Source organism: Streptococcus henryi DSM 19005, from assembly GCF_000376985.1.
Taxonomy (GTDB): Bacteria; Bacillota; Bacilli; order Lactobacillales; family Streptococcaceae; genus Streptococcus; species Streptococcus henryi.
On the sequence record NZ_AQYA01000031.1, the window covers coordinates 1 to 23,761 of the forward strand.

Below are 23,761 nucleotides of genomic sequence, written 5' to 3' on the forward strand. Positions count from 1 at the left end.
AATTCTATCAATCTCCCAGCCATCCTTATGGTAGTCTGAAATAAGTTCCTTATCTAAGCGTTCTAAGCAATGAGCCAAACTCTCTGTAAAGACCTTACTCATCAAACTCATTATTTCTGTTTCTAACTCAGATAAATGTTTACTAGTCTTTAAAATTTTTCCAATCTTTGTTACAATAGTCATAGGTTCTATATCCTTTTGGGTTATTTCGTCATTTCCTAGGATATAGGACTTTTTTTATTTTGAAAACATGTAAACGTTTTTCCGAGTATTATTTTACACTAACAATAGATAGATTTTAGCTAGAATTTCTCAACTTTTAGCAAAATTCAATAAACCACTTCAGTATCTCATTGACTGGGGTGGTTTTGCCTTGTTTGGTCCCATATATTGTGCTAAACTATCCTTAACAATACGATATCTAGTTTTAGGAGAAATATATGTCCAACTTAACTGTTGCTTTTATCAGCCTCAGTGGCAATACACTGAGCTTCGTCAAACGTTTGAGTGACTATCTCAAATTGAATCATAACATTGACACGCGCCAAATTAACATTAAAGATCTTAATCACGAAACTTTCCCAGTTGATGAGCCATTCGTAGCTATCTTGCCTACTTACCTTGAAGGGGGAAATGGAATTGATCATGGCGATATCGAAATTCTTACCAATCCTTTGGGAGATTTTATTTCTGCTCACGATAATTACAAAAACTGTTTTGGGATAATTGGCTCAGGTAACCGTAACTTCAACAATCAATATTGTCTAACTGCCAAACAATATAGCCAACGTTTTGGCTTTCCAATGCTAGGAGATTTCGAACTTCGTGGTACCATTAGTGATATCGAGCGCCTAGCAGCTATCATCCTAAAAGCACAAGAAGAATTTACAGCTCAAAGATAAAGGTAAACTATCTCATAATTTTATATTTATACTAAAAAGACTAAACGAAAGTTGAGTCTTTTTAAAATTCTTTGAAGAATGTCTAAAAGCAGTAGACTAATGAAGTCTTTTGATATCAGACTAAAGCAGGCTCTTTAAAAAAATCTGTTCTAATCCCTTATTTTTATACAGTTTATATTTGTAATTTTCTGACCTTTTGCTATAATGGTAGCTAAATATGTTTTATTCTGAAAGCCTTTTCTGTTTTTAGTAGAAGGAGATTCTCATGAAAAATACCGTATTAAGCTTTCAAAAGGCTAAAATTGACGGTAAAAAATTAACGATGTTAACCGCCTATGACTACTCAACAGCAAAACTAATCGACAGTACCGGTGTCAATAGCATTCTTGTTGGTGATTCGCTTGGAAATGTCATCCTAGGCTATGAAGATACTATTTCAGTAACCATGGAAGACATGATTCATCATGGTAAAGCTGTGTGCCGTGGGGCAAAAAATGCTTTAGTTATCGTAGACATGCCCTTTATGTCTTATCAAATTTCTGTTGAACAGGCTTTAGAGAATGCAGGGCGTTTGATGAAAGAAACGCATTGCCAAGCTGTCAAACTCGAAGGTGGTAAAAATATTTGTCCACAAATCGAAGCCATGGTCGCTGCTGGCATACCTGTTTGTGCTCACCTGGGCTTAACACCACAACACATTAATGCCCTCGGTGGTTTTAAAGTCCAAGGTAAGACTGAAATGGCCGCTAAACAACTCCTTGAGGATGCTAAAGCTGTTCAGGATGCTGGTGCATTTGCCCTAGTTCTCGAGGCCATTCCAGCCAAACTAGCCAAATTGATTACCCAAACACTAGATATTCCAACTATCGGAATCGGGGCAGGAAATCAAACAGATGGTCAGGTGCTGGTCTATGCTGATTTGTTAGGACTCTTTTCAGATTTCACTCCAAAATTTGTTAAGCGCTACGCAAACATTGCCACACTTATCGATCAAGCTGTCAAAAACTTTATTGATGACGTTGACCAACAGATCTTCCCTGGTCCAGAAAATCAATATCAGATTGATGACAGCATCATTGATAAACTTTATTAAGTAGAAAGAGGCAGCAAATACATGAAAATTGTTCGTACTGTTGAAGAAGTCCGCCAAGCTGTAAGAACTTGGAAAGCTGAAGGTAAAACCATTGGTCTCGTTCCAACCATGGGGTATTTGCATGAGGGACATAAAAGTTTGATTGACAGAGCCGTTGCCGAAAACGACCATGTTGTTGTCAGTATTTTTGTCAATCCTATTCAATTTGGACCAGCTGAAGATTTAGAGACTTATCCCAGAGATCTTGAAAAAGATTCTGAACTTTGCCAAACAGCTGGCGCTAGTCTCATTTTCCATCCAGATCCTAGCCAAATGTACTCACCAACTTTTTCAAGCTTCATTAACATGTCCACTCTAACTGGAGGACTTTGTGGAAAAACTCGTCCTAGTCACTTCCAAGGAGTCTGTACTGTTGTTGGAAAACTCTTCAACATCGTTGAACCCAATAAAGCCTACTTTGGCCAAAAAGATGCCCAGCAATTAGCGGTAATCAGACATATGGTCGAGGATTTAAATTTCAATCTTGAAATTGTAGGTTGTCCAATTGTACGCGAAGCTGACGGTCTTGCTAAGAGTTCACGTAATTCTTACCTCTCAAAAGATGAACGAAAGGCTGCACTCGTCCTCTCTCAAAGCTTAGCTATTGCCCAAAAGATGATTAATGAAGGCGAGAGAGACACAGGGAAGTTGACCTTGGCAATGACCAAACATATCGAAAATGAACCTCTGGCAAAGATTGACTATGTTGAATTTGTTGATTGGAAAACACTTGAACCTGTAGGTTTAATTGATAGACCTGTGTTGAATGCTATCGCTGTCTACATTGGTAAAACACGTTTAATTGATAATCATATTTACGAATAAGGGAGTCTAATCGTGCACATTCAAATGCTAAAATCAAAAATTCATCGCGCTGTTGTTACTGGAGCGGAGGTCGATTACATCGGCAGTATCACTGTGGACCCTGTCCTTTTTGAAGCTGCTGGTATGCTAGAATATGAAAAAGTTCAGATTGCCGATGTTGAAACTGGAAACCGTCTAGAAACTTACATTATAGCGGGTGAGCCTGGCAAAGGGGAAATTTGTCTAAATGGCGCTGCTGCTAAACTGGTCAACCTTGGTGATCATATCATCATTATGTCTTATGCTGATTTAACTCCTGAAGAAGCTAAAAGTCATAAACCTCACGTCGTCTTCGTCAATGAAAAAAATCAAATCTCACGCCTCACTCGCTACGAAAAAGCAGGGAGTTTGTATGACCTAGAGGTCAATAAATAATAAAGCAAAGCAATCTAGAAAATTTTCTGATTGCTTTTTCAAATAAAAGAAAAATGATAACTTATCAGACTAATACTTAAATAAAATCAAAATTAGACGAGAAAACGAGACGAAGGCAGTATTAGGTAGGGCAAGTCGAAACTGACGATGGATCATTTTGATTTTAAAAGAGTATAACTTTCCCCATTTAAATCCTTCTCACCTAACTTCCAGTTTGGAAAGGAAAGTGGAACTTACTTTAAAAAATTTCCGATTTAATAATAATTTAAACTCAACTTTTTACTACCAGCACAATAAGATTTTTTTCTGATATAATGGAATGATGATATTTTAGATTGGAGCAATTATGAAAACAACCGTAGATTACATTACAAGATTAACTAATATTCCTTCACCAACTGGTTTTACTGGTAAAATCATGGACTATGTCCAAAATGAGCTAGAATCTTTTGGTTATACACCTGTTCGTACTAATAAAGGCGGGCTAATGGTTTCTGTTCAAGGCCAAGATGATGGCAAGCACCGTATTGTAACAGCTCACTTAGATACTCTTGGTGCTATGGTTCGTGCCATCAAAGCAGATGGCCGCCTTAAAATGGATTTGGTCGGTGGTTTTGTTTACAATGCCATCGAAGGTGAAAACTGTACGGTTCACCTTGCCAAAAATGGTAAAGAAATTTCAGGGACTATTCTCATTCATCAGACTTCTGTCCATGTTTACAAAGACGCAGGAACTGCTGAACGTAATCAAGCTAATATGGAAGTCCGTTTGGACGAAAAAGTGACGACAGCTGATGAAACACGCGCCCTTGGCATTGAAGTTGGAGATTTTATTTCCTTTGACCCTCGCGTTGTCGTGACTGAGTCAGGCTTCATCAAATACCGCCACTTGGATGACAAGGTCAGCGCAGCCATTCTCCTAAAACTCCTCAAAACCTACAAGGAAGAAGGAGTTGAGCTGCCACATACCACTCACTTCTACTTCTCTGCCTTTGAGGAGGTTGGTCACGGGGCTAACTCAAGCCTTCATCTAAAGGCCGTGGAATATCTAGCCGTTGACATGGGAGCTATGGGGGATGACCAAGCCACTGATGAATACACCGTTTCAATCTGCGTCAAGGACGGTTCTGGCCCTTACCACTATGACCTTCGCCAGCACATGGTAGCCCTCTGCCAAGCCAACAATATTCCTTATAAATTAGACATCTACCCTTACTATGGATCTGATGCATCTGCTGCTATGCGTGCTGGGGCTGAAGTTAAGCACGCCCTTCTTGGTGCCGGCATCGAGTCTAGCCACTCTTACGAGCGCACCCACACCGATTCTGTGGAAGCGACTGAACGCCTGGTTGACGCCTACCTCAAGAGCGCGGTCCTCTAATGCATTCAGCTCTCCTCTTGGGGGACTCTCTCTTTGCCCGTTTTGAGGGAATGGCAGAGCCCCACATCAATGTCGCCCTCAAAAACCTTTTGCCCCTAGTTCAGATTGATAACAAAGCTGTCTCTGGCGACAATAGCTTTGACTTACTCAAAATCTTACAAAAGCAGATTCTAACCCCCTCTGACTGGGTCTTTGTCTTCATTGGCGCTAATGATTTGGCACAACATAAGCAAGTCTTTCTGGGAGAATACTGGGAGAACCTCAAAGCGATTGTCAAGCTACTCAAAGAAACCTATCCCAGCCAAGGCATTTGTCTTATCTCTCCACCACCAGTTGACGAAAGCAAGCAGGCCTACCGCAGCAACTACTTGGTCGCAAAATATACCGAGGTCCTAGCAAAAGTCAGCCAAGACTATGGAACGCACTTTATTTCACTCCAAGATTGTTTCCAAAACAGTGGCTATCCCCTTGAAGAACTGACCAAGGGAATCCTAGACGATGGCCTGCACTTTGGAAGTCTGACCTACAAGCTCTTAGCCAAAGAAATGGTAAAAGTCATCAAGTCAGAAGAAGAAAAGTCATTCTAGAAAATCCGAAACACCTCACGATTGCAATGAAAAGGAGAATCCATGAAACTCTTACAAAAAGGTGACCACATTCGTGTCATAAGCCCCTCAGACTCCATTCATAGGATTGGTGGTTTTGAAGCAAATCTAGCTGCTAAAGAAAGACTAGAAGCACTTGGTTTTAAAGTAACTTTCTCAAAAAATTATTTACAAGCTGCAGATGCTTTTGGCTCCACTTCAATTGCAAGTCGTGTGGCTGATTTTCATGAGGCTTTCCTTGATGATTCCGTGGATCTCATTCTGGCTACCATTGGTGGTTTTAACTCAAACGAGCTCCTTCCTTACCTGGATTACGATTTGATAAGACAACACCCCAAACTTATCTGCGGCTACTCTGATTCGACAGCTTTTCTCAACGCCATCTACGCTAAAACTGGACTCCAGACCTTTATGGGACCAGCATATTCCAGCTTTAAAATGAATCTGGGTCAAGACTACCAGACCAAGATGTGGCTTGAGGCACTGAGCTGGCCTTCTTATAAGCTCCTGCCAAGTAAAGAATGGTCTAGCGATGCCTGGTTTATCCCTGACTCTCCTCGACAGTTTAAGCCTACGGCTTGGAAGGTTTATGCTAATGGCAGAGCTAGCGGTACTTTAATCGGAGGTAACTTATCTACTTTTTCTCTCCTATCAGGTACAGACTATGCTCCTCAGGAAAGTGACTATATCCTCCTTATTGAGGAGGCGGAAGGTTACCCGCCCGAACACACAGCCCGTCAGCTAGCAGCCCTCCTGCAAGTCTATCCCAATCCAAAAGCCCTGCTCATAGGACGTTTTCCAAAAGAATGTCAGATGACTGAAGAAGTCCTACACTTTATCTTAGACAAGCACCCCATCCTCAAGACCATTCCAGTTCTCTATGACTTAGACTTTGCCCACACCCAGCCCCTATTCACAGTAGCTATCGGTGGACAAGCTAGCATAAATACAAAGGAAATGAGGATATTGGTGGAAAGGATGGAAAAATGTCAAAACTCATTTTGATTCGTGGAAATTCCGCATCAGGTAAAACTACTTTGGCTAAGGCACTACAGGCTGAGTTAGGCGAAAATACTTTACTCCTTAGTCAAGATGAGCTTAGACGCCATATGCTTATAGCACATGATGGCTTCGATACACCGACTATTCCACTTTTACAAAATCTTCTAACTTATGGGTATAAAAATTGTCAATACGTCATCCTAGAAGGTATTCTTCGCTCAGATTGGTATGAGCCCGTTTGGAAGACTATCTTGGAACTTTATGGGCAAAATGTTTTTGCTTACTACTACGATCTTAGTTTTGAAGATACGCTTATACGCCATGCTAGCAGAGAAAAGTCTAAAGAGTTTGGGGCAGATGCCCTCAAACGTTGGTGGAATGAGAAAGACTATCTTGATCAAATTCACGAGAAAAAAATATACGCTGATGCGAGCTTAGAGAATAATCTGGAAAGAATTATAAATGATATAGCCGTTTGAATTTGTTGATACATCGTCACTTTCGTCTTGCTCTACCCTCGGCTGAGTGCAAGATGTTTCCTAAGACCCAGCTCAGTTCCTTGTCTGAAAGCTCTTCATTCAGCTCTATTATAGTTGTCTTATACTCAATGAACATCAAAATTAGAGGAGGCAAGCCGACGCAGGCATATCTAATGGTAGGCAAAGAGGCTTAACAATCTATCATTTTGATTTTCGAAGAGTATTAGAATCCTCTCTGAACGATAAGTTCTACACATAAAATAAGATGAACCTTCCTCAATCCGAGTGCAGGTTCATCTTATTTATAATATTCTTTAGGGGATAGAACTCAAAAATCAAGCTCAACTTCTAGTCCATAGTGGTCACTCACAACGGGAGCTGTACCTCCATCAAGAGCTACTTTTGAAGATAAGATATGGACATCCTGAGTAGCAAAGATATGGTCAACCTTGAGAGACTGCTTATTATCTTCCCAGCCATCAATATCCTCTATAATAGTATGCCGTCCTTTCACCTTTTCCGCTACGGCATGGCTGTCTTGAAGATTTAATGGGCTATCCAAAATCATCTGATAACCAACGTCATCGGTTGGATTATTAAAGGCTCCCATCAATACAATTGGTGTTTTTGCATCACGGAGTGCATCCTCCAATCGGGGCCATTCCGTCTCAAATCCTTTTCCAAGCCAAGACATGTGGACACCAACCACTGTGACAGATTTGCCATCAACCTCAGTCTCAGCAAGAATAGCACGGCGTGTATTAAAGTTTGTTTCATCATCTGTCTCTGAAATATGGACATCTCTTGCTTGAATGGGGCTCTTAGATAAAATCGCAATCCCTTCATGATACCTATCGTAGCCGATATGATTATAAGCCCATGTCCAATAATAGGTCTTCCCTTGAGTTTTCAAATATTGAACTAATTGCAGAGCAAAATTATCTTTTGTTAGTGCCGGTGAGTTTGGGAGCTCTTGGTAATTTGAGGCAACCTGGGCCAGCTCACTGCCGATACCTTGATTAATTTCTTGCAAGCAAATCACATCACATTTTTCTTCCAAGATATGTTCGCCTAAGTCAAATAATTTTTTGAGAGCATTCACTTCTCTCCAAGAATGGGTATTTAAAGTTAAAAATTTAGCGGTCATCTTTTATCATCCTAAATCGAGAAATCTATGATAAGCAAAGCATTGTAATCGCTTGCTATTTATATTTATTCTAGCATTTCTGAATCATTTGTAAAGTATTTTCAGGCAGACAATTACATTTTTCATTTCTTAAACATTGCATTGGCCTTCGTGATAAACTGTTTCACTTAAAAGACTTCCTCATATTATCCATTCATGAAAATAAGATGAACAAACCTTTTAATTCCATGTCACAGTTAAGCCGTAGTGGTCACTCACAACAGGACTAGCTTTCCCATCAAAAATAACCTGAGAACTTACAAGATTAACATCCTTGCTGGTAAAAACATGATCAACTTTCAGATTCTTCTCATTACCATCCCAACCATCGATGTCAGCTTTGATCGTATAATCACCAGAAACAAGGTCTGCAACTTGGTGGCTATCTTGCAACTCCAATGGGCTAGATAAAATCATTTGATAGCCCTGCTCATGACTTGGATTGTTAAAATCCCCCATCAAAACCAGAGAACCATCTCTATCTAAAAGCGCAGCCTCAAGCTTGCTCCACTCTCCTTCAAATCCCTTGCCGAACCAAGAAAGATGAAGACTAACCACGGTCACTGCTCTGCCATTGACCAAAGTCTCTGCCACAAGGACCCTGCGCGTGTGGTAGTCCGTTTCATCATCCATCTCCGAAACTAGGATTCCATCGGGTTTTATAGGAGTTTTGGATAATAAAGCTACGCCTTCATGGTATTTGTCGTAACCAATGTGATTGTAAGCCCAAGACCAGTAATAGGTCTGGCCCTGCTTTTCAAGAAGTTGGACCAGTTTAAGGGCAAAATTGTCCTCATGAATTGGGGGCGTTTCAGGAATCTCTACATAAGAACCTAGCTTATCCGCAAGGGGTGATGCTATGAGCTGATTAATTTCCTGCAGACAAATCAAGTCATAAGATCCTTCAATAATCTGAGCTGTAATAGCCTCAAGCTTGTCCAATGGAGCATCCTCAAGCCAAGAATGCGTATTAAGAGTCAAACATTTAATCATCTATTTCTTTCCTTCTCTCTAGTTGTTTTCGAAGAGTATTACCAAGATGAAGATTAGCCTATCAGGGTTTGATCAAGCTTACAGGATCTAGTCTGATGTTGCTTTTCTTCGACTATTAACAGATAAGGAGTTGGGAAATCCCAACTCCTCTGTAGTTCTCTTTATATTATCTCATTAGAGTTCAACTTTAGCAACAGGAGCTTTTGCAGCAAGATTGCCTTTTGCTTCCAATGAAACAGATTTGATTTCTGCTGTATTTGTGAAGACAACAACGATTGTTGTTTCACGGTCAGCTGATTTGATGGCTGCTAGGTCTGCAACTGCCAAGACATCCCCTGCCTCAACACGTTGACCTTCAGTCACCTTAACTGAGAATGGCACACCATTTAGAGCTACAGTGTCCAATCCAACGTGAACCAAAACTTCCAATCCCTTATCAGTCAATAAACCATAAGCATGCTTAGTTGGGAATACGCCAGTTACAAGACCTGAAACAGGAGCTACAATAGTGCCATTTTCAGGTTCTACAGCGAAACCATCACCCATCATTTTTTGAGCAAAGACAGGATCTTTAACATCTGCAAGGTCGATGACTTGACCATCAGCAACTGAAAGAACGTCTTCAGTCACACCTTTAAAGTTATCTGTTGCAGCTTTGCTATCATCAACAGCTGAGAAGTCAACACTTGGGATTGCAGCACCAGAGTCGAGCAAGTCTTGAATATCAGATTTCAAGATATCAGCTTTAGGTCCATAGACAGCTTGAACACCTGAGCCTTTGACAATAAGCCCCATAGCACCTGCTTTTTTCCAATTATCTTCTGAACCCACTTGATTAGCGTCTTTAACAGTCACGCGAAGGCGTGTCATACAAGCGTCAACGTCTTCAATGTTGCTGCGTCCGCCAAGAAGATTAATGATTTGGACAACTTGAGTATCGGCATCAACCTCACTTGCTGCAGGAGCGTCAGCTGATTCTTCCAACATATCGGCATCATAGTTACCATTGCGACCTGCTGTTGCAAGGTTTAATTTCTTAATCATGAAGTCAGAGATGAAGTACATGATAACTCCGAAGAGAACAGATACCCAGATAAAGTTGATAAGATCTCCACCAAGTCCTGCTTTGATAGCCATTGGTGTACGAGTGAGCAATTCAATATTACCAAATGAGTGAACACGAAGGTGTACAAAGTCAGCCATAGCAAAGGCACAACCTTGAACAAGTGCGTAAACAACATAGAGTGGCATTGCAGCAAACATGAACATATATTCAAGTGGTTCTGTAACCCCCGTAAGGAATACAGCTGCTGCTGCAGAAACGAACATCATTTTGTATTTTTTCTTTTTATCAGCATCGACATTACGGTACATTGCAAGGGCAACTCCCATAAGGATACCAGTAGCACCAATCATTTGACCAACTTTGAAACGAGCTGGTGTAACAGAAGCGAAAAGATCTGCTGCTGCAGAAGTGTCACCTGCACCTTTAAGATTAATGATATCAGTTACCCAAGCTAACCATAGTGGGTCTTGTCCAAATACTTGACTGCCTGCTGCTGCCCCTGTCATAACATCATAAGTACCACCAAGAGCTGTGTAGTTCATTGGAATGGTCAACATATGGTGCAAACCAAATGGCAAGAGCAAACGTTCCAAAGTACCATACAAGAATGGCGCCAAAACTGGCGCAGTATCTTGAGATGTTGCAATCCATTTACCAAAACCATTGATACCTGATTGAATGACAGGCCAGAAGAGGGCAAGAACAATCGCAACAATAGCAGAGCGTGTAATAACAACAAATGGTACAAAACGTTTTCCGTTAAAGAATGACAATACGTCAGGAAGTTTACGATAGTTGTAGTATTTATTATAAGCAGTTGCACCAACAAAACCAGCGATGATACCAACAAAGACACCCATGTTTAGTGCAGGATATTCAAGAACACTAGTGAAGTAGTCTGCAACTACCATCTCAGTACCTAGGAAGCTTTTTACAACAGCTGTTGAATCTGCTAACATATCACTTGAAATCCCATAGATACCACCTGTGATACGGTTAATCAAGATAAATGATAAACCAGCTGCAAACGCACCGCCAGCACGTTCTTTAGCCCAACTACCACCAATAGCCAAAGCAAATAATAGATGAAGATTACCGATAACAGCCCAACCAATTTGAGCTACAACGTTACCAATAGTAGCCAAAAGCTCTGAATTAGGATTGATGAGTGGAATAGAATTTCCGATAGATACCATCAACCCAGCTGCTGGCATAACGGCGATAACCACCATCAAACATTTCCCGAATTTTTGCCAAAATTCGAAACTAGTCAAATTTTTAAATGCCTTTTTCATTAGACAACTCCTTTAGTTTTATCAGTTGCGCAAACGTTTGCGCTATCTTTATGAATTTATTATAGCACATTTTTTCAATAATGCAAACGTTTCCGTAAACTTTTTTTAAAAAAATCTTCAGGGTAAACTGAAGATTTAGATTCATTTAATACTCGCTGTTGATTCTCTTTCGATAATTTGGTGAGGAATAATTAGAGTTTGCGACTCTTGTAGAATCTTCTTAAGTAAGAGATTCGCGGCCTCTTCTCCAAGTTCTTGTGGGAAAATATCAACTGATGTTAGTGATGGGTTAGCGATCTCTGTTATCAAAGAATTGTTGAAACCCAGAAGAGCATAACGATTATTAGCAATGTCAGCTTCTTTGAAAAGGCGCTGCAGACGGATGGCCTGAATATCATCACAAGCGATAAAGGCCTCAATTTCTGGATTTTTGGCTAAAAAGCTCTGCAATTTCTCCAAATTAGCTCGGTTATCTACACGAGATAAGCCTAAATGATGGTCCCTGAGGCCCTGCTGGTTAATGTAAGACTGGTAGCCTTCATAACGCTCAGCTTGGACCAGCTCTTCAAGATCAGTGTAGGCATAAACTATATTATGATAACCCTTCTGCCCTAAAAATACTGCTGCATCATAGCCTGCTTGGAAGTTGTTGTTATCCACATACTGAATATGAGCCGTTGGAGCATCATATGCTTGTCCAACAACCACACAAGATACTTTCTGTTGTTTGACATAGTCAAAGACGGGGTCTCCCTTCTTAGAATAAAGGAAAATCAGTTTATCAATATTGCCACTTCGGATCAAAGTCTGAACATTTTTTTGTAATTCTTCATTTGAACGCCCGGTCGCTAGACTTACCATGTAATCATTCTCACTACAGATGCTTGAAATTCCCTGAATAATCTGCATGAAGAAGGGATTGTTTCCAAGTGAATCCTGATTTTCACGGACAGGTAGAACAATCCCCACAGTATTAGTTTTTCGATTAACTAAATTTTGTGCAGCATAGTTAGGTGAATAATCAAGCTCTGCCATTGCCTTGCGTACCCGCTCTTTAGTTGCTTCACTAATCATATTACTATCGTGTAAAGCTCGGGAGGCTGTCGAGGCCGATACCCCAGCTAATTTTGCCACATCTTTTATGGTTGCCATCGTATTCCCTCACACATTCATTCTTATATCTAGAATAGTCATTTTCAAGAACCCTGTCAAGAAAAAATAAGACAATACGCCTGTCTCAATTAGCTCTTCATAGAGAGTTTGGTTGTTTAATGCTCAAAAAAATCAAATTCAGACAAGACATGTCTGTAGGTAGTTTTTGACTTTTTCTTGAAACCAAAAAACCTAGCAGGAGACTAGGTTTAAAGCATTTTATTCATTTCAGTCGCATAGCTGACAGCGCTAAGAGCATAAAATGGTGCTGTTTCTGTTCGCATGATGCGCGGTCCCAAGCCAACTTTAATTCCGCCAGCTTCTTCAAAGGCTTCAATTTCCTTAGGCGAAATGCCACCTTCTGGTCCGAAGATGAAAAGAATCTTTTGTCCTCTCTCTAAGTCAGCCAACTCACGCGCTAGAGTCGCCAGTTCTCCAGCCTTAGCTGTCTCTTCATAGGCAATGAAGACCTTCTCGAAGTCTGCCACGGTCGCTAGAAAATCACGTTTTGACTCAAAGAGTTTGACCTCAGGAACCAGATTGCGTTTGGATTGCTCGGCTGCTCCCAAAGCAATCTTAGCTAATTTATCTTCCTTTTTAGCCAATTTTTTGCCGTCCCATTTGACCACTGACCAGTCTGCTGGGAAGGCCCAAATGGCATGAGCACCAAGTTCTGTTGCCTTTTGAGTGACCAAGTCCAGCTTATCACCTTTAGGAAAACCTGACGCGATGGTCACCTGAACTGGCATTTCGACATTATCGTCTAGTTCTTCGATGATTTTCAAAGAATGGGCTGCGCTGTCTGTCACGCACGCTAGGCGTTTGATACCGTCGTCAAAAACCAGCACGACTTCGTCCTCTTCAGCCAAGCGCATGACGTTAAACATGTGCTTGACCGTGTCCTTGTCGGTGATAGTCACAGGATTTTCAGCTCTGCCATTTACAAAATACTGCTGCATCTATCCTCCAATCACGCCTGAAATATCGTCGGTTTTCTTGAACACACAGGCGTTCCACTCGCCCTGAACCATGTGGGTCTCAAGGAAAAAGCCTGCCTTCTCAGCGCTCTCACGCACCATGTCCCACTTCTCAGAAATGATGCCACTCATGATCAGATAGCCCTCGTCCTTGACCAGACGGTAAGCATCCGCTGTCAAATTGACCAGGATATCCGCCAAAATATTAGCGACAATAACATCAGCCTGGATATCAACACCCTTGAGAAGATCGCCGGCTGCCACATGGATATTGTCCATATTAGGGTTCATATCGATGTTCTCTTTAGCCACGCGCACTGCTACATCATCCAAATCATAAGCGAAAATCTCCTTGGCACCAAGAAGAGAGCTTGCGATGGAAAGGACACCTGACCCTGTCCCCACATCGATGACGGTTTCACCGCCGCGCAAGACTTGTTCTAAAGCGAAAAGACTCATCTTAGTTGTTGGGTGAGTCCCTGTACCGAAGGCCATACCTGGGTCCAGCTTGATGATTTTCTCAGCAGGACCAGCCTCATAATCGGTCCAAGATGGCACGATGGTCAGGTCATGGGTGATACGAGCTGGTTCATAGTATTTCTTCCAATTGTCAGCCCAGTCTTCTTCAACCAACTCTTGACTTTCCAGAGAAATATCCCCTGTCTCCAATCCGAAACCTGTCAGTTCAGACAAGCGACTAGCCAAATCTGCCTTGACTGCCTCAATGTCCATAGTATCTGGATAGTAAGCCGTAATGGCAACCATTTCAGACTGCTCCACATCAGGGTAAAGCTCCCCAAAACGGTCCTCTTGACCGATATAGTCAGCAGAGTCACTGATTGCAACCCCCTGACTGCCTGTTTCAATCAAGAGATTTGAAACAGCCTCTTCTGCATCACGATGAACGTGAATGGTTAATTCTTGCCATGAATTCATAATATAAGTTACCAAGCCCGTAAAAGCCACAGCAAAAATAAGGACTCTGAACAAGGCCATTTGGCCTTGAAAGAGGCATCATTTTTGCACAGGATTTAGGGCGGGTTCAGTTAGATAGGCTAACTGAATTTTCCTTTCTATAATTGTTTCAAAGGAGTTCCTAGTATTTAGCCCAGGTTCAGTTTGGCTCTGTAACTGAACTCTCCTTTCTTTCAAATAATATTGTGTTGAGTAGAAAAAGTGATACCTCCCATATACCAACTCTCACAACTCATCTTCTATTTCTTTCAGCGTACGCCCCTGCTCATCTTTCCAATCCGTTCGTCCATTAGTATTCCTCCCCAATACGAACGAGGCAGCATAAGACGGGCTGTTGAAAAATTGATTTTCACACAAGACTCCATCTTGAATGATACCTTTGTCTTGTAATTCATTTCGCAAGGTTTGAATGACTTCTGGAATGACTTTACCGTCCTCCGTCTCAATCATGCTCCCTTTGAGCACAACAAATCCTTCTGTCGTCTGTTTACAAGTTGCTGTGATTTCACGCCCTGTCCGCTTAATCTTTCGCTTCAGTGTAAAGATCTGCTCCGCATCAATCTGTTCTACCATCTCACTACTCACCCGCGGGATGAACAAGCGATACCCCAGCGACCCAATGATGATTTTTGTGTTTTCAACCACCTCATCCAACTCAGACTGCTTTTCTTCCGTCACATTTCCAGAATTGGGCTCATTCCCATTTCGCACCAAAAATCGATTGGCATCCTGTGCCAACTGGGTAAATTGATTTTCCAGATAGCTGATTTCCGTTGGTCCAAAGGAATTATTTTGCGTAGTCAAAATAATCACATCGTTAAAATAATCTGCGTGGTTGTCCCGAGTGTGCTCCTGCACACGCAATAAGACGCCTTCGCCATTTTTTCTCGTTGTTGCTTGCCCGATATAGACTGTGTCTTGTTGCTTGTCCTCATCATGACCAAACAAGAAATATATACCGCTCTGTTTCATTTCAAGACGTGTTTTTAAGTCCGCCAGCTGAATTCTAGGAATTTTATAAATCACACCTGTCCAGTTGGAAAGAGTGCACTTTATCTTGCCTGTAACATCGCCATCCATGAGAAAGATATTGATATTTTTGCCTCTTTTCCCCATCTCAATACCTCGGATAGGCAAAAAACTCACTTTCTTTCAATTCCGCTCTGCCATTTTCAAAAGCTTCGTCATCCCAAGTCAAGCCGAAGTCTAGGGCATTTTCGTCGGTAAGGAAATCCATGAGGGCATCTAATCCTTGAGTTGCTACTTGGTTAAGCGTCTCAGCAAAGTAGGCCAAGAACTCACGTGACAAGCCTTTCTTAGGCTCATAAGGGATGGTCAGCAAGTAATCTTCCTTGTCAAATTTTGACTTGGCAGGATTGTAAAAAAGAACATAATCTTCAAAAATGATGTCTTCTTTACTCACTTCTCCGCTGGCATCAACGGTCTCGATGTTAGCGGCATTTTGGGCCTCAAGGACAAATGTCACTTCCACAGCATGGTTTTTCTTGTCCCAATCCATTGCATAGTCAAATGTAAAATGTTTGTCCATTTCTTCTTCAAGCACTGATAAAAAGCCAAATTTAGCCATCTCTTTTCTTCCAATCTTCATTTTGTGATACAATTATTATACCATACTTGGGATGAAAGACTCCCAACTATTCCAGGACTAATATTTAACTATACCCACTACTCGGAGAAAATTCATGCAAAATAATCTCGCGCTTCGTATGCGCCCCAAAACGATTGACCAGGTTATTGGTCAGCAGCACCTGGTTGGTCAGGGAAAAATTATCCGCCGCATGGTTGAGGCCAACATGCTCTCTTCTATGATTCTCTACGGTCCTCCCGGAATCGGGAAGACCTCAATCGCTAGCGCTATCGCAGGGACGACTAAGTATGCCTTTAGAACCTTCAACGCCACTACTGACAGTAAGAAGCGGCTGCAAGAAATTGCCGAGGAAGCTAAGTTTTCCGGCGGTTTAGTTCTTCTCCTGGATGAAATCCACCGCCTAGACAAAACCAAACAAGACTTTCTCCTGCCTCTCTTAGAAAATGGAAATATCAGTATGATAGGGGCAACAACAGAGAATCCTTTTTTCTCTGTGACACCTGCCATCAGAAGCCGGGTGCAAATTTTTGAACTGGAGCCCCTCTCTAATGAAGATGTCAAAAAAGCCATCAGCACTGCTCTTTCTGATAAAGAGCGCGGTTTTGATTTTGAGGTCAAACTAGATGACAAAGCATTGGATTTCATTGCGACAGCTACCAACGGAGACCTCAGGTCTGCCTTTAACTCTCTTGATTTAGCAGTCATGTCTACTCAGGCAGACCAGGACGGCAGCCGCCACATCAGTTTAGACATCGTCGAAAATAGCCTCCAGCGCAGCTATATTACCATGGATAAGGACGGTGATGGCCACTATGATGTCCTGTCCGCCCTACAGAAATCCATTCGCGGATCTGATGTTAACGCCAGCCTTCACTATGCTGCTAGGCTGATTGAAGCTGGAGACCTGCCTAGTCTGGCTCGCCGTCTGACTGTCATTGCCTATGAGGATATTGGCCTTGCTAACCCCGAAGCCCAGATTCACACCGTGACTGCCCTTGAGGCCGCCAAACAGATTGGCTTTCCTGAAGCCCGTATCCTGATTGCCAATGTTGTCATTGATTTAGCGCTCTCACCCAAGTCCAATTCCGCTTATGAGGCTATGGACAAAGCTATCGCTGACCTTCATAAGAGTGGTAATCTTCCTATCCCTCGTCACCTACGAGACGGCCACTATGCAGGAAGCAAGGAGCTTGGCAATGCTCAAGACTATAAATACCCTCATGCTTATCCTGAGAAATGGGTTAAACAGCAATACCTGCCAGATAAATTGGTCGGTAAAAACTACTTCCAACCTAATGAAACTGGAAAATATGAGCGAGCTTTAGGAGCTAATAAAGACCGAATTGACAAGCTTTCACAATAATATCTTAACAGTTGTCAGGCGCAAACGTTTACAGAAAATTCACTTTCCCCCTTGAAATTTTTCTAAAAAGTGGTATCATAAGTACATAGATAAATTGCTGTGGCATACGAATTCACATCAATGTGTTGACCGACTATTTTTTTGTATTTTCGGGAAACAAAAGTCTTTCATCAGTATGCATGCCGTTACACCCGGAAGCAACTAAGATGAAGCGAGTTGCCCACCTGCTTAATTGCGCGGGTTCAATACAAAACGTGAATCACCGGTGCCAATACAGCTTCCTCCTCTCTTAGCTCAGTTGGTAGAGCAGTGGACTCTTAATCCATGGGTCGTAGGTTCGAGTCCTACAGGGAGGATTGTTTTACCTAAAAAACGTTGATAGCAATCAACGTTTTTTTGTTGGAATTGAATTGATATCTATAGAACATCTAACTAATCATCATTTTATTTTAGTAATATTATAGTGACCCTCATACTATCACTACTGAAGAATCACAACATTTACATTTTATGATAGAATATGTAATGTATCATATTTACAGATTATAATCTTAAATACTAGTGTTTTTTGGAAGTTAGGAGGCTATATGGACCTTGATCAATTTTTAATGACTGAAACTGAGCATGAACGTTTACAACGCGTTGCAGGCTTCATTCCTGATGTCAGTGATACTGAAATCCAAAATGGAGTCATGCAATTACCTTCCCGGCTCTTCTTTGATAATAAGGATATCCATATCTCAAAGCATAGTCGTTATGCCGACTACCCTGAACACTCTCACCAATTTTTGGAACTCAACTATATGTACAAAGGAAGTTGTCACCAAATGATTAACGGGAAAGAGTATGATTTACATGAAGGTGATATTCTTTTAATGGATGCAGGTAGTCGACAAGCTATCTCTGCTCTTGGAAAGAATGATATTCTAATCAATATCCTCTTTCAAAATAACAGTGTCTCCCTTGATTGGCTTTCTCGATTACAAGGACAGAATAGTTTACTTTATCAGCTACTTCTAGCTAATTCGACCGAACACCATCTAAATAATTACTTGATTTTACCTACAAAGAATAATACTCATGTTCAGACTATCATAAAACAGATGATGACTGAATATTTCATTCCACGTGATTTTTCTCAACAGATTATCAGTCAATATCTACCAATTCTATTTTATGAATTGGCACGTTCAATGGAATCTATTAGTACAAGTAAGAAGATTAACTTAGAGGAAACACCTTATTTGCAAGTACTCCGATTGATAGATGAAGAATTTCAAACACTTTCACTATCTTCACTGGCAGATAGGCTCAATTTCAATAAAAACTATCTCAGCAATTTGATTAAAGAGCAATCTGGTAAAACATTTACTCAGTTAATCACACAAAGAAAATTGATGAAAGCTCAGCTATTGCTCCAATCAACCCGTATGCCAATCTACGAGATTGCACTTGAGGTTGGCTTCTCAAACAAAACCTATTTCTACGACAAGTATCGTGAACACTTTGGTCACTCACCTCGTGAAGAAAGAAAATAATAGATATTACTAAAAGCCACCAAGGAAATTCTAGGTGGCTTCAATCATTTCAGCAAAAAATTTTTTTAGAAAAGTTCTTTATAGAAGGCAATGGTTTCTTCAAGTGTTGGCATGAATGGGTTACCTGGTGCACAGGCATCAATCAAAGCGTTTTTAGAAAGGTATTCGAAGTCAAATTCTTCTTCCTTGATATCAAGTTCAGTCAATTTCTTAGGAATACCAACTGTTTCAGACAGTTTTTCGATTTCAGCGATGGCGTAATCAGCGCATTCTTGGTCAGATTTATCTTCTACATGTAAGCCAAGAGCTTTGGCAACATTACGGAAGGCTGCTGGTACGCGTTTGGCATTTTCTTTTTCAACAATTGGGAGAATCATAGCACAGCAGACACCATGTGGCAATTTATAAACTGCTCCAAGTTGGTGAGCCATTGAGTGCACATAACCAAGCCCTGCATTATTAAAGGCCATACCGCCAAGGAAAATAGCATTTACCATAGCTTCACGGGCTTCGATGTCCTGGCCATTTGCTACCGCACGTGGAAGGTATTCTTTGATGAGTTCAATAGCGCCAATTGACAATTTTTTAGTAACGTCGTAGGCACCTGGTGTTACCAAGGCTTCAATAGCGTGGGTCAATGCATCCATACCAGTTGCTGCAGTAAGATCTGCTGGTTTAGACAACATGAGTTCAGGGTCATTAACGGACATGAGAGCAAGACTGTTCTTGTCTACCATAACCATTTTGACCTTACGTTCTTCATCTGTGATAACGTAGTTAATAGTGATTTCAGCTGAAGTACCTGCGGTTGTATTGATAGCAACAACTGGCAGACCTTTGTTTGCTGATTTGTGAAGGCCTTCAAGTTCTTGCGGAGTTACATCATTTGTTGCCATGACTGAAATACAGCTAGCAGCATCTTGAGGTGAACCACCACCAACTGAGATGATGAAATCACAGTCATTATCCTTCAAGACAGCCAAACCATCATAGACATTTTTACAAGTTGGATTAGGCTCAACATCTTTAAAGACAACATAATCAATACCTTCTGCATCAAGAGGGGCAACAACTTTAGTCAAGATATCACTTGACGCAATAAAGTGGTCTGTTACCAAAAGAGCTTTTTTGTAGCCCAATTCTTTGATGTGACCACCAATTTCATTAACAACGCCACGACCAATAAGGTTGACTGCAGGAACATAAAATACTGACATAGGAATAAGTCCTTTCTTCATATTGGGGCAAAGCCCATTTTATAGATTTTTAGAAATCGTTTACAATGTTATTTTATCATTTGCTCATTTAATCACAATATCAAATTCTATTACATTTTGGATCAAAAATACAGGTAAAAAAAGATTAAATAATCTTCCTAAATTTCCTTTTAAAATGGAAGCTCATTTTCATTAACCAGTTTACACTGTATTCTTTCATCTTGAGTTTTTTGTGATTTGATTCGTATCTCTAGGTGCTTTATCAGTTCAAGTTCCTTTGAAGAAAAACCAGGAAAATTCAGGATTTGTTTGCTAGAATATCTTGCCAAATCCTCTGCACTGTAGATTTGTTTACGAGCCAGTGTTCCCTTTGCTTTTTTGGATAGCTGAGCTTTTAAACTATCAAAGGAATCTTGGTCAAATCCAACAAGTTCTTGGCTTATTGGGTCCCAGATAAGCTCTACTCCCCCATAATCATCTGCAGTCAAGTTAGCTCTCTTACTTTCAAACATTCAACACCTCACTAATCCTGATTATTCTAGCTTGATTGTAACAGTTTGAAGGATAATTGCAAGGAAAAATGGAATCTAGCTGACTCTTTTCAGACATTATAAAACACTCCCTTGTTTTTAGGTAATATCCTGAGACACAAGGGAGTGTTTTTATACTCAATGAAAATCAAAATCAGACGAGGAAGTGAGACGAAGGCAGTACTAGGGTACGGCAAGTCGAAACTGACGATGTATCATTTTGATTTTCGAAGAGTATTAGTCTACCGTCACGATGACACGACGATAGGTTTTTAAAGGAAGTGCAACTTTGTTCTGAACTTCTAAAATCAGGTGGATGCTATCTCCTGATTTAGCATCTGCTGGCACGGTAAAGCTCACAGCTTCTGCGTCAGCATTTTATATCCTAAATCTCCTGCTTATTAAGCTGGTCAATAACTGCTTCATAGAGCGGTCTTGCTTCAGGTGCCGCACCTAGGACTTCAACCAAGGTCATGCCTCTAGCCATGTCAATCATAGGATTGTCAAGCATGCCTGGTGCCATTTGGTTAAACATTGCCACCGCTAATGGTTGCTCCAGAATGTCTCCGAAAGTACTTTCCAAACTAAAGCGTAGGAGGGTTAAATCTGTGGTCGTTTCATATTCATGATGATACTGTCCGGAACCAAGTGTAATGACTTCTTCTTTTTCTGGCAGATAAAGCTGGGCTGTCGTATTGGCTGGAACTGTCACATCAACGATAATTTGGCCATTTCGACAAATCCAGTGACTTGAAATCTCTCCATAAGGTGTTTCCAAAGTAGCTGTCACCTCATCCATCCCTTTGACAAAAAGCGGCTTGATGGCAAAGGTCTTATAACCTGGAGATGTTTGATTAATACCCGCAACCTTGCGATAGAGCCAGTAACCAATAGAACCATAGGCATAGTGGTTAAGAGAATTCATACCAGACTCATCAAAGGTTCCGTCTGGTTTAATAGAGTTCCAGCGTTCCCAAATGGTGGTTGCCCCCATATTAACAGCATAGAGCCAGGATGGGTAGTCCTCACGCATAAGAAGTGTTCCTGCCACATCATGGGCACCATTTTCTGACAAGGCATGATTGATGTAAGGTGTCCCCACAAAGCCAGTGGCCAAATGATTCTTATGATTTTCGATATTGGTCACCAAGGTCTTGAGGATGCGCTCACGGTCCTCAGGTCTTGCCAAATTGAAATATAGTGAGAGAATAGCACCTGTCTGTGTTTCGCTAACGATACGGCCTGTTTTGGTGTAGTATTCATCTTGGAAAGCTGCTAGCACCTTATCATAGAGTTCTTTGTAGGCCACTGCTTCTTTTTCCTTGCCCAATAGCTGAGCTGTTTGACTGACAAGGTCTGTCACATAGAGATAGTAGGCATTGGCAATCAAATACTTGTCTGTAGCCCCTGTACGGTCTGCACTCTCTTCCTTATCCAAAGCCAGCCAGTCACCATATTGAAAACCTGACATCCAAAGGCCATTGTCTTCGGCATGGTTGGTGATGTAATCAACCCATTCATGCATGACTGTCCAAGAATCTTCTAAAACACGAAGGTCACCGTAAACTTGATAGACAACCCAAGGCACTACAACTGCCACATCAGACCAGGCAGATGAGCTGTAGGAACCTAGAATATCAGGAACTACGTGTGGTACCCCTTTTTCAAGAGAGGAATCGGCTGCCACATCCTTCATCCATTTACTGAAGAATGGTGCTACATTGTAGTTGTAAGCAGCGGTCCAAGAGAAGACCTGGGCATCCCCTGTCCAGCCTAAACGTTCATCACGCTGCGGGCAATCTGTCGGCACATCTAAGAAGTTGCCACGCTGTCCCCAGCGGATGTTGCTCTGGAGTTGATTAATCTTAGGATTTGAAGTGGTGAAAGTTCCTGTTTGCTTCATGTCTGAATGAAGGACACAGGCTGTAAAGTTGGCATCAGCATCTTCAAAACCAGTAATTCTGATATAGCGGAAGCCATGGAAGGTAAAGTGAGGACGGAAAACTTGCTCAGTCCCATCACAGATATAGGTATCAACAGAAACCGCCTGACGCAAGGTTTCCTTATAAAAATTACCATCCTTATCAAGAACTTCTGCATGTTCAACCACCAATTTTTGACCTGCTTTGCCCTTGACCTTAAGCTCAACCCAGCCAGTCATGTTTTGACCGAAGTCAAGCAAGCGCTCCCCATTTGGTGCAATAAAGTCTGCGACAACTTCACGGCGTTCTGTAATGCGAACGGGTTCGTTTTCTTGAGCCACTAGAGTTGTTTTATCAAATGGCAAGACAAGAACATTACCTTTTAGAATTTGAGGTTGATAGCTGTCAATGGTTTCGCCTAGGTAAATTTCGCTGGATTTAATAGCACCCGTCTCAACAGACCAAGTTTCATCTGTGGCAATGCTTTCTCTGCTACCATCTTCATAAGTGACATTGAGTTGTAAAAAAGCTCCAACATGGTCACCATAGTGGTGGTTTTTCATCTCAAATCCCATGATGCCAGCATACCAGCCTTGACCGACCGTCACAGCAAGTTCATTAGACTCTGATAACTGTTCCGTCACATCGTAGATTTGATACTGAAGTCGTTTATTGTAAGAGGTCCAGCCTGGTGCAAGGTAGTCTTGCCCCACCTTTTGACCGTTCAATTCCAATTCATAAACACCCTGGCTGGTCACATAGACCATAGCTTTCTTCACCTTCTTATCAAGGCTAAAGGCTTTTTTGAAAATAGGCGGTGCTGTCACACTTGCATCAAAATCATGGCCAATCATTTCTGCAACAAAGTTCTGAGGATCAGAAATACCTGTTGTAAATTGTGTCACTGCTTCTGCAATTTCCCCATGATTGTCTTCAACTGTGATTTTGACCTGATAGTTTGTCTCATCTTCTAAGTCAGCGCCAGCATATTCAATTAGAATAGACTGGTCAGACGCAACTCTTCCGCTATCCCATACAAGTGAATCACCATTTGAAACAATAACTTGGTAGGCTTTTTGGACAGTGTCATTTTGGTCACTAGCCAATTTCCATGAAAATCGTGGGAGTTTCACAGCTAAACCGAGAGGCTCTGTCTGGTATTCAATAGTTATATCATAAAGTTTCATACATTTCTCCA

At 41.3% G+C, this 23,761-nt stretch carries 22 protein-coding genes, 1 tRNA gene, 1 other RNA gene and 1 pseudogene; 12 read left to right on the forward strand and 13 right to left on the reverse strand.

Annotation, left to right across the window (positions count from 1 at the left end; all coding sequences use genetic code 11):
* Window positions 1-183: pseudogene (locus tag F601_RS12345) on the reverse strand (ISLre2 family transposase); the annotation flags it as partial.
* Between the two features lie 257 nt (window positions 184-440).
* Between F601_RS12345 and nrdI the strand changes: the two are divergent.
* The 8 genes from nrdI (at window position 441) to F601_RS0105170 (ending at window position 6,740) form a co-directional block, all read left to right on the forward strand.
* Entirely contained in the window at window positions 441-902 is a 462-nt protein-coding gene (gene nrdI, locus F601_RS0105135) for a class Ib ribonucleoside-diphosphate reductase assembly flavoprotein NrdI (RefSeq protein WP_018164597.1), read from the forward strand.
* Window positions 903-1,167: 265 nt separating this feature from the next.
* Window positions 1,168-1,995 (forward strand): 3-methyl-2-oxobutanoate hydroxymethyltransferase, encoded by an 828-nt coding sequence (gene panB, locus F601_RS0105140; RefSeq protein ID WP_018164598.1) that lies wholly within the window; start codon window positions 1,168-1,170, stop codon window positions 1,993-1,995.
* 21 nt (window positions 1,996-2,016) lie between these two features.
* Window positions 2,017-2,859: a pantoate--beta-alanine ligase gene (panC, locus tag F601_RS0105145; RefSeq protein WP_018164599.1), complete on the forward strand. Its 843-nt coding sequence runs from the start codon at window positions 2,017-2,019 to the stop codon at window positions 2,857-2,859.
* 24 nt (window positions 2,860-2,883) lie between these two features.
* Window positions 2,884-3,273 (forward strand): aspartate 1-decarboxylase, encoded by a 390-nt coding sequence (gene panD / locus F601_RS0105150; RefSeq protein ID WP_425423680.1) that lies wholly within the window; start codon window positions 2,884-2,886, stop codon window positions 3,271-3,273.
* Window positions 3,274-3,619: 346 nt separating this feature from the next.
* Window positions 3,620-4,654: a M42 family metallopeptidase gene (locus tag F601_RS0105155; protein ID WP_018164601.1), complete on the forward strand. Its 1,035-nt coding sequence runs from the start codon at window positions 3,620-3,622 to the stop codon at window positions 4,652-4,654.
* Complete coding sequence (locus F601_RS0105160) at window positions 4,654-5,241, forward strand: GDSL-type esterase/lipase family protein (protein ID WP_018164602.1); 588 nt, start codon at window positions 4,654-4,656, stop codon at window positions 5,239-5,241. Before F601_RS0105155 ends, F601_RS0105160 begins: the two co-directional genes overlap by 1 nt.
* Before the next feature lie 42 nt (window positions 5,242-5,283).
* Window positions 5,284-6,264: a S66 family peptidase gene (locus F601_RS0105165; protein ID WP_018164603.1), complete on the forward strand. Its 981-nt coding sequence runs from the start codon at window positions 5,284-5,286 to the stop codon at window positions 6,262-6,264.
* Window positions 6,246-6,740 carry a kinase gene (locus F601_RS0105170; RefSeq protein ID WP_018164604.1) on the forward strand — a complete coding sequence of 165 codons (495 nt, stop codon included), beginning with the start codon at window positions 6,246-6,248 and terminating at the stop codon, window positions 6,738-6,740. The genes F601_RS0105165 and F601_RS0105170 overlap by 19 nt, the downstream gene beginning before the upstream one ends.
* Before the next feature lie 328 nt (window positions 6,741-7,068).
* Here the strand turns inward: F601_RS0105170 and F601_RS0105175 are convergent, their stop codons facing one another.
* The 8 genes from F601_RS0105175 to F601_RS0105215 all read right to left on the reverse strand — a co-directional run bounded on the left by F601_RS0105175 (window position 7,069) and on the right by F601_RS0105215 (window position 15,972).
* Window positions 7,069-7,887, reverse strand: a complete 819-nt coding sequence (locus F601_RS0105175) for an endonuclease/exonuclease/phosphatase family protein (RefSeq protein ID WP_026183115.1) — start codon at window positions 7,885-7,887, stop codon at window positions 7,069-7,071.
* Window positions 7,888-8,106: 219 nt separating this feature from the next.
* The gene (locus F601_RS0105180; protein WP_018164606.1) at window positions 8,107-8,919 is read right to left on the reverse strand and encodes an endonuclease/exonuclease/phosphatase family protein; all 813 of its coding nucleotides are present in this window, start codon (window positions 8,917-8,919) and stop codon (window positions 8,107-8,109) included.
* Window positions 8,920-9,093: 174 nt separating this feature from the next.
* A complete protein-coding gene (locus F601_RS0105185; protein ID WP_018164607.1) occupies window positions 9,094-11,280 on the reverse strand; it encodes a PTS transporter subunit IIBC in 2,187 nt (728 codons plus the stop codon).
* A 141-nt stretch (window positions 11,281-11,421) separates the two neighbouring features.
* Entirely contained in the window at window positions 11,422-12,432 is a 1,011-nt protein-coding gene (locus F601_RS0105195; protein ID WP_018164609.1) for a LacI family DNA-binding transcriptional regulator, read from the reverse strand.
* 209 nt (window positions 12,433-12,641) lie between these two features.
* Window positions 12,642-13,391, reverse strand: a complete 750-nt coding sequence (locus F601_RS0105200) for a 16S rRNA (uracil(1498)-N(3))-methyltransferase (protein ID WP_018164610.1) — start codon at window positions 13,389-13,391, stop codon at window positions 12,642-12,644.
* Window positions 13,392-14,345, reverse strand: coding sequence for a 50S ribosomal protein L11 methyltransferase (prmA, locus tag F601_RS0105205; RefSeq protein ID WP_026183116.1), 954 nt, complete (start codon window positions 14,343-14,345; stop codon window positions 13,392-13,394). It abuts the gene before it with no gap.
* A gap of 264 nt (window positions 14,346-14,609) precedes the next feature.
* Window positions 14,610-15,500 (reverse strand): GIY-YIG nuclease family protein, encoded by an 891-nt coding sequence (locus F601_RS0105210; protein ID WP_018164612.1) that lies wholly within the window; start codon window positions 15,498-15,500, stop codon window positions 14,610-14,612.
* A 1-nt stretch (window position 15,501) separates the two neighbouring features.
* Window positions 15,502-15,972, reverse strand: a complete 471-nt coding sequence (locus F601_RS0105215) for a DUF3013 family protein (RefSeq protein WP_018164613.1) — start codon at window positions 15,970-15,972, stop codon at window positions 15,502-15,504.
* A gap of 115 nt (window positions 15,973-16,087) precedes the next feature.
* Here F601_RS0105215 and F601_RS0105220 point away from each other — a divergent pair, with 115 nt between their 5' ends.
* The 4 genes from F601_RS0105220 to F601_RS0105230 all read left to right on the forward strand — a co-directional run bounded on the left by F601_RS0105220 (window position 16,088) and on the right by F601_RS0105230 (window position 18,894).
* The gene (locus tag F601_RS0105220) at window positions 16,088-17,356 is read left to right on the forward strand and encodes a replication-associated recombination protein A (protein ID WP_018164614.1); all 1,269 of its coding nucleotides are present in this window, start codon (window positions 16,088-16,090) and stop codon (window positions 17,354-17,356) included.
* 91 nt (window positions 17,357-17,447) lie between these two features.
* Window positions 17,448-17,640, forward strand: a non-coding RNA gene (gene ssrS, locus F601_RS12890) — 6S RNA.
* A tRNA-Lys gene (locus tag F601_RS0105225) sits at window positions 17,640-17,712 on the forward strand. Before ssrS ends, F601_RS0105225 begins: the two co-directional genes overlap by 1 nt.
* Before the next feature lie 231 nt (window positions 17,713-17,943).
* Window positions 17,944-18,894, forward strand: a complete 951-nt coding sequence (locus F601_RS0105230) for a helix-turn-helix domain-containing protein (protein ID WP_018164615.1) — start codon at window positions 17,944-17,946, stop codon at window positions 18,892-18,894.
* Between the two features lie 65 nt (window positions 18,895-18,959).
* Here F601_RS0105230 and F601_RS0105235 read toward each other — a convergent pair whose 3' ends face one another.
* The 4 genes from F601_RS0105235 to F601_RS0105250 form a co-directional block, all read right to left on the reverse strand.
* Window positions 18,960-20,111, reverse strand: a complete 1,152-nt coding sequence (locus F601_RS0105235; protein WP_018164616.1) for an iron-containing alcohol dehydrogenase — start codon at window positions 20,109-20,111, stop codon at window positions 18,960-18,962.
* A gap of 170 nt (window positions 20,112-20,281) precedes the next feature.
* Window positions 20,282-20,623, reverse strand: a complete 342-nt coding sequence (locus F601_RS0105240; protein ID WP_018164617.1) for a hypothetical protein — start codon at window positions 20,621-20,623, stop codon at window positions 20,282-20,284.
* A gap of 255 nt (window positions 20,624-20,878) precedes the next feature.
* Complete coding sequence (locus tag F601_RS13615; protein WP_018164618.1) at window positions 20,879-21,001, reverse strand: hypothetical protein; 123 nt, start codon at window positions 20,999-21,001, stop codon at window positions 20,879-20,881.
* A gap of 25 nt (window positions 21,002-21,026) precedes the next feature.
* Window positions 21,027-23,750 carry a family 78 glycoside hydrolase catalytic domain gene (locus tag F601_RS0105250; protein ID WP_018164619.1) on the reverse strand — a complete coding sequence of 908 codons (2,724 nt, stop codon included), beginning with the start codon at window positions 23,748-23,750 and terminating at the stop codon, window positions 21,027-21,029.
* Window positions 23,751-23,761 lie beyond the last annotated feature (11 nt).

Excerpts from the sequence above, each read along its gene's own strand:
- F601_RS0105220 (WP_018164614.1), top strand. The coding sequence starts at position 16,088 with ATGCAAAATAATCTCGCGCTTCGTATGCGCCCCAAAACGATTGACCAG.
- F601_RS0105230 (WP_018164615.1), top strand. The coding sequence starts at position 17,944 with ATGGACCTTGATCAATTTTTAATGACTGAAACTGAGCATGAACGTTTA.
- F601_RS0105250 (WP_018164619.1), bottom strand. The coding sequence starts at position 23,750 with ATGAAACTTTATGATATAACTATTGAATACCAGACAGAGCCTCTCGGT.
- F601_RS0105235 (WP_018164616.1), bottom strand. The coding sequence starts at position 20,111 with ATGTCAGTATTTTATGTTCCTGCAGTCAACCTTATTGGTCGTGGCGTT.
- nrdI (WP_018164597.1), top strand. The coding sequence starts at position 441 with ATGTCCAACTTAACTGTTGCTTTTATCAGCCTCAGTGGCAATACACTG.
- F601_RS0105175 (WP_026183115.1), bottom strand. The coding sequence starts at position 7,887 with ATGACCGCTAAATTTTTAACTTTAAATACCCATTCTTGGAGAGAAGTG.
- F601_RS0105165 (WP_018164603.1), top strand. The coding sequence starts at position 5,284 with ATGAAACTCTTACAAAAAGGTGACCACATTCGTGTCATAAGCCCCTCA.
- F601_RS0105240 (WP_018164617.1), bottom strand. The coding sequence starts at position 20,623 with ATGTTTGAAAGTAAGAGAGCTAACTTGACTGCAGATGATTATGGGGGA.
- panB (WP_018164598.1), top strand. The coding sequence starts at position 1,168 with ATGAAAAATACCGTATTAAGCTTTCAAAAGGCTAAAATTGACGGTAAA.
- F601_RS0105155 (WP_018164601.1), top strand. The coding sequence starts at position 3,620 with ATGAAAACAACCGTAGATTACATTACAAGATTAACTAATATTCCTTCA.
- F601_RS0105215 (WP_018164613.1), bottom strand. The coding sequence starts at position 15,972 with ATGGCTAAATTTGGCTTTTTATCAGTGCTTGAAGAAGAAATGGACAAA.
- panC (WP_018164599.1), top strand. The coding sequence starts at position 2,017 with ATGAAAATTGTTCGTACTGTTGAAGAAGTCCGCCAAGCTGTAAGAACT.
- F601_RS0105170 (WP_018164604.1), top strand. The coding sequence starts at position 6,246 with ATGTCAAAACTCATTTTGATTCGTGGAAATTCCGCATCAGGTAAAACT.
- F601_RS0105185 (WP_018164607.1), bottom strand. The coding sequence starts at position 11,280 with ATGAAAAAGGCATTTAAAAATTTGACTAGTTTCGAATTTTGGCAAAAA.
- F601_RS0105160 (WP_018164602.1), top strand. The coding sequence starts at position 4,654 with ATGCATTCAGCTCTCCTCTTGGGGGACTCTCTCTTTGCCCGTTTTGAG.
- F601_RS0105200 (WP_018164610.1), bottom strand. The coding sequence starts at position 13,391 with ATGCAGCAGTATTTTGTAAATGGCAGAGCTGAAAATCCTGTGACTATC.
- prmA (WP_026183116.1), bottom strand. The coding sequence starts at position 14,345 with ATGAATTCATGGCAAGAATTAACCATTCACGTTCATCGTGATGCAGAA.
- panD (WP_425423680.1), top strand. The coding sequence starts at position 2,884 with ATGCTAAAATCAAAAATTCATCGCGCTGTTGTTACTGGAGCGGAGGTC.
- F601_RS0105210 (WP_018164612.1), bottom strand. The coding sequence starts at position 15,500 with ATGGGGAAAAGAGGCAAAAATATCAATATCTTTCTCATGGATGGCGAT.
- F601_RS0105195 (WP_018164609.1), bottom strand. The coding sequence starts at position 12,432 with ATGGCAACCATAAAAGATGTGGCAAAATTAGCTGGGGTATCGGCCTCG.
- F601_RS0105180 (WP_018164606.1), bottom strand. The coding sequence starts at position 8,919 with ATGATTAAATGTTTGACTCTTAATACGCATTCTTGGCTTGAGGATGCT.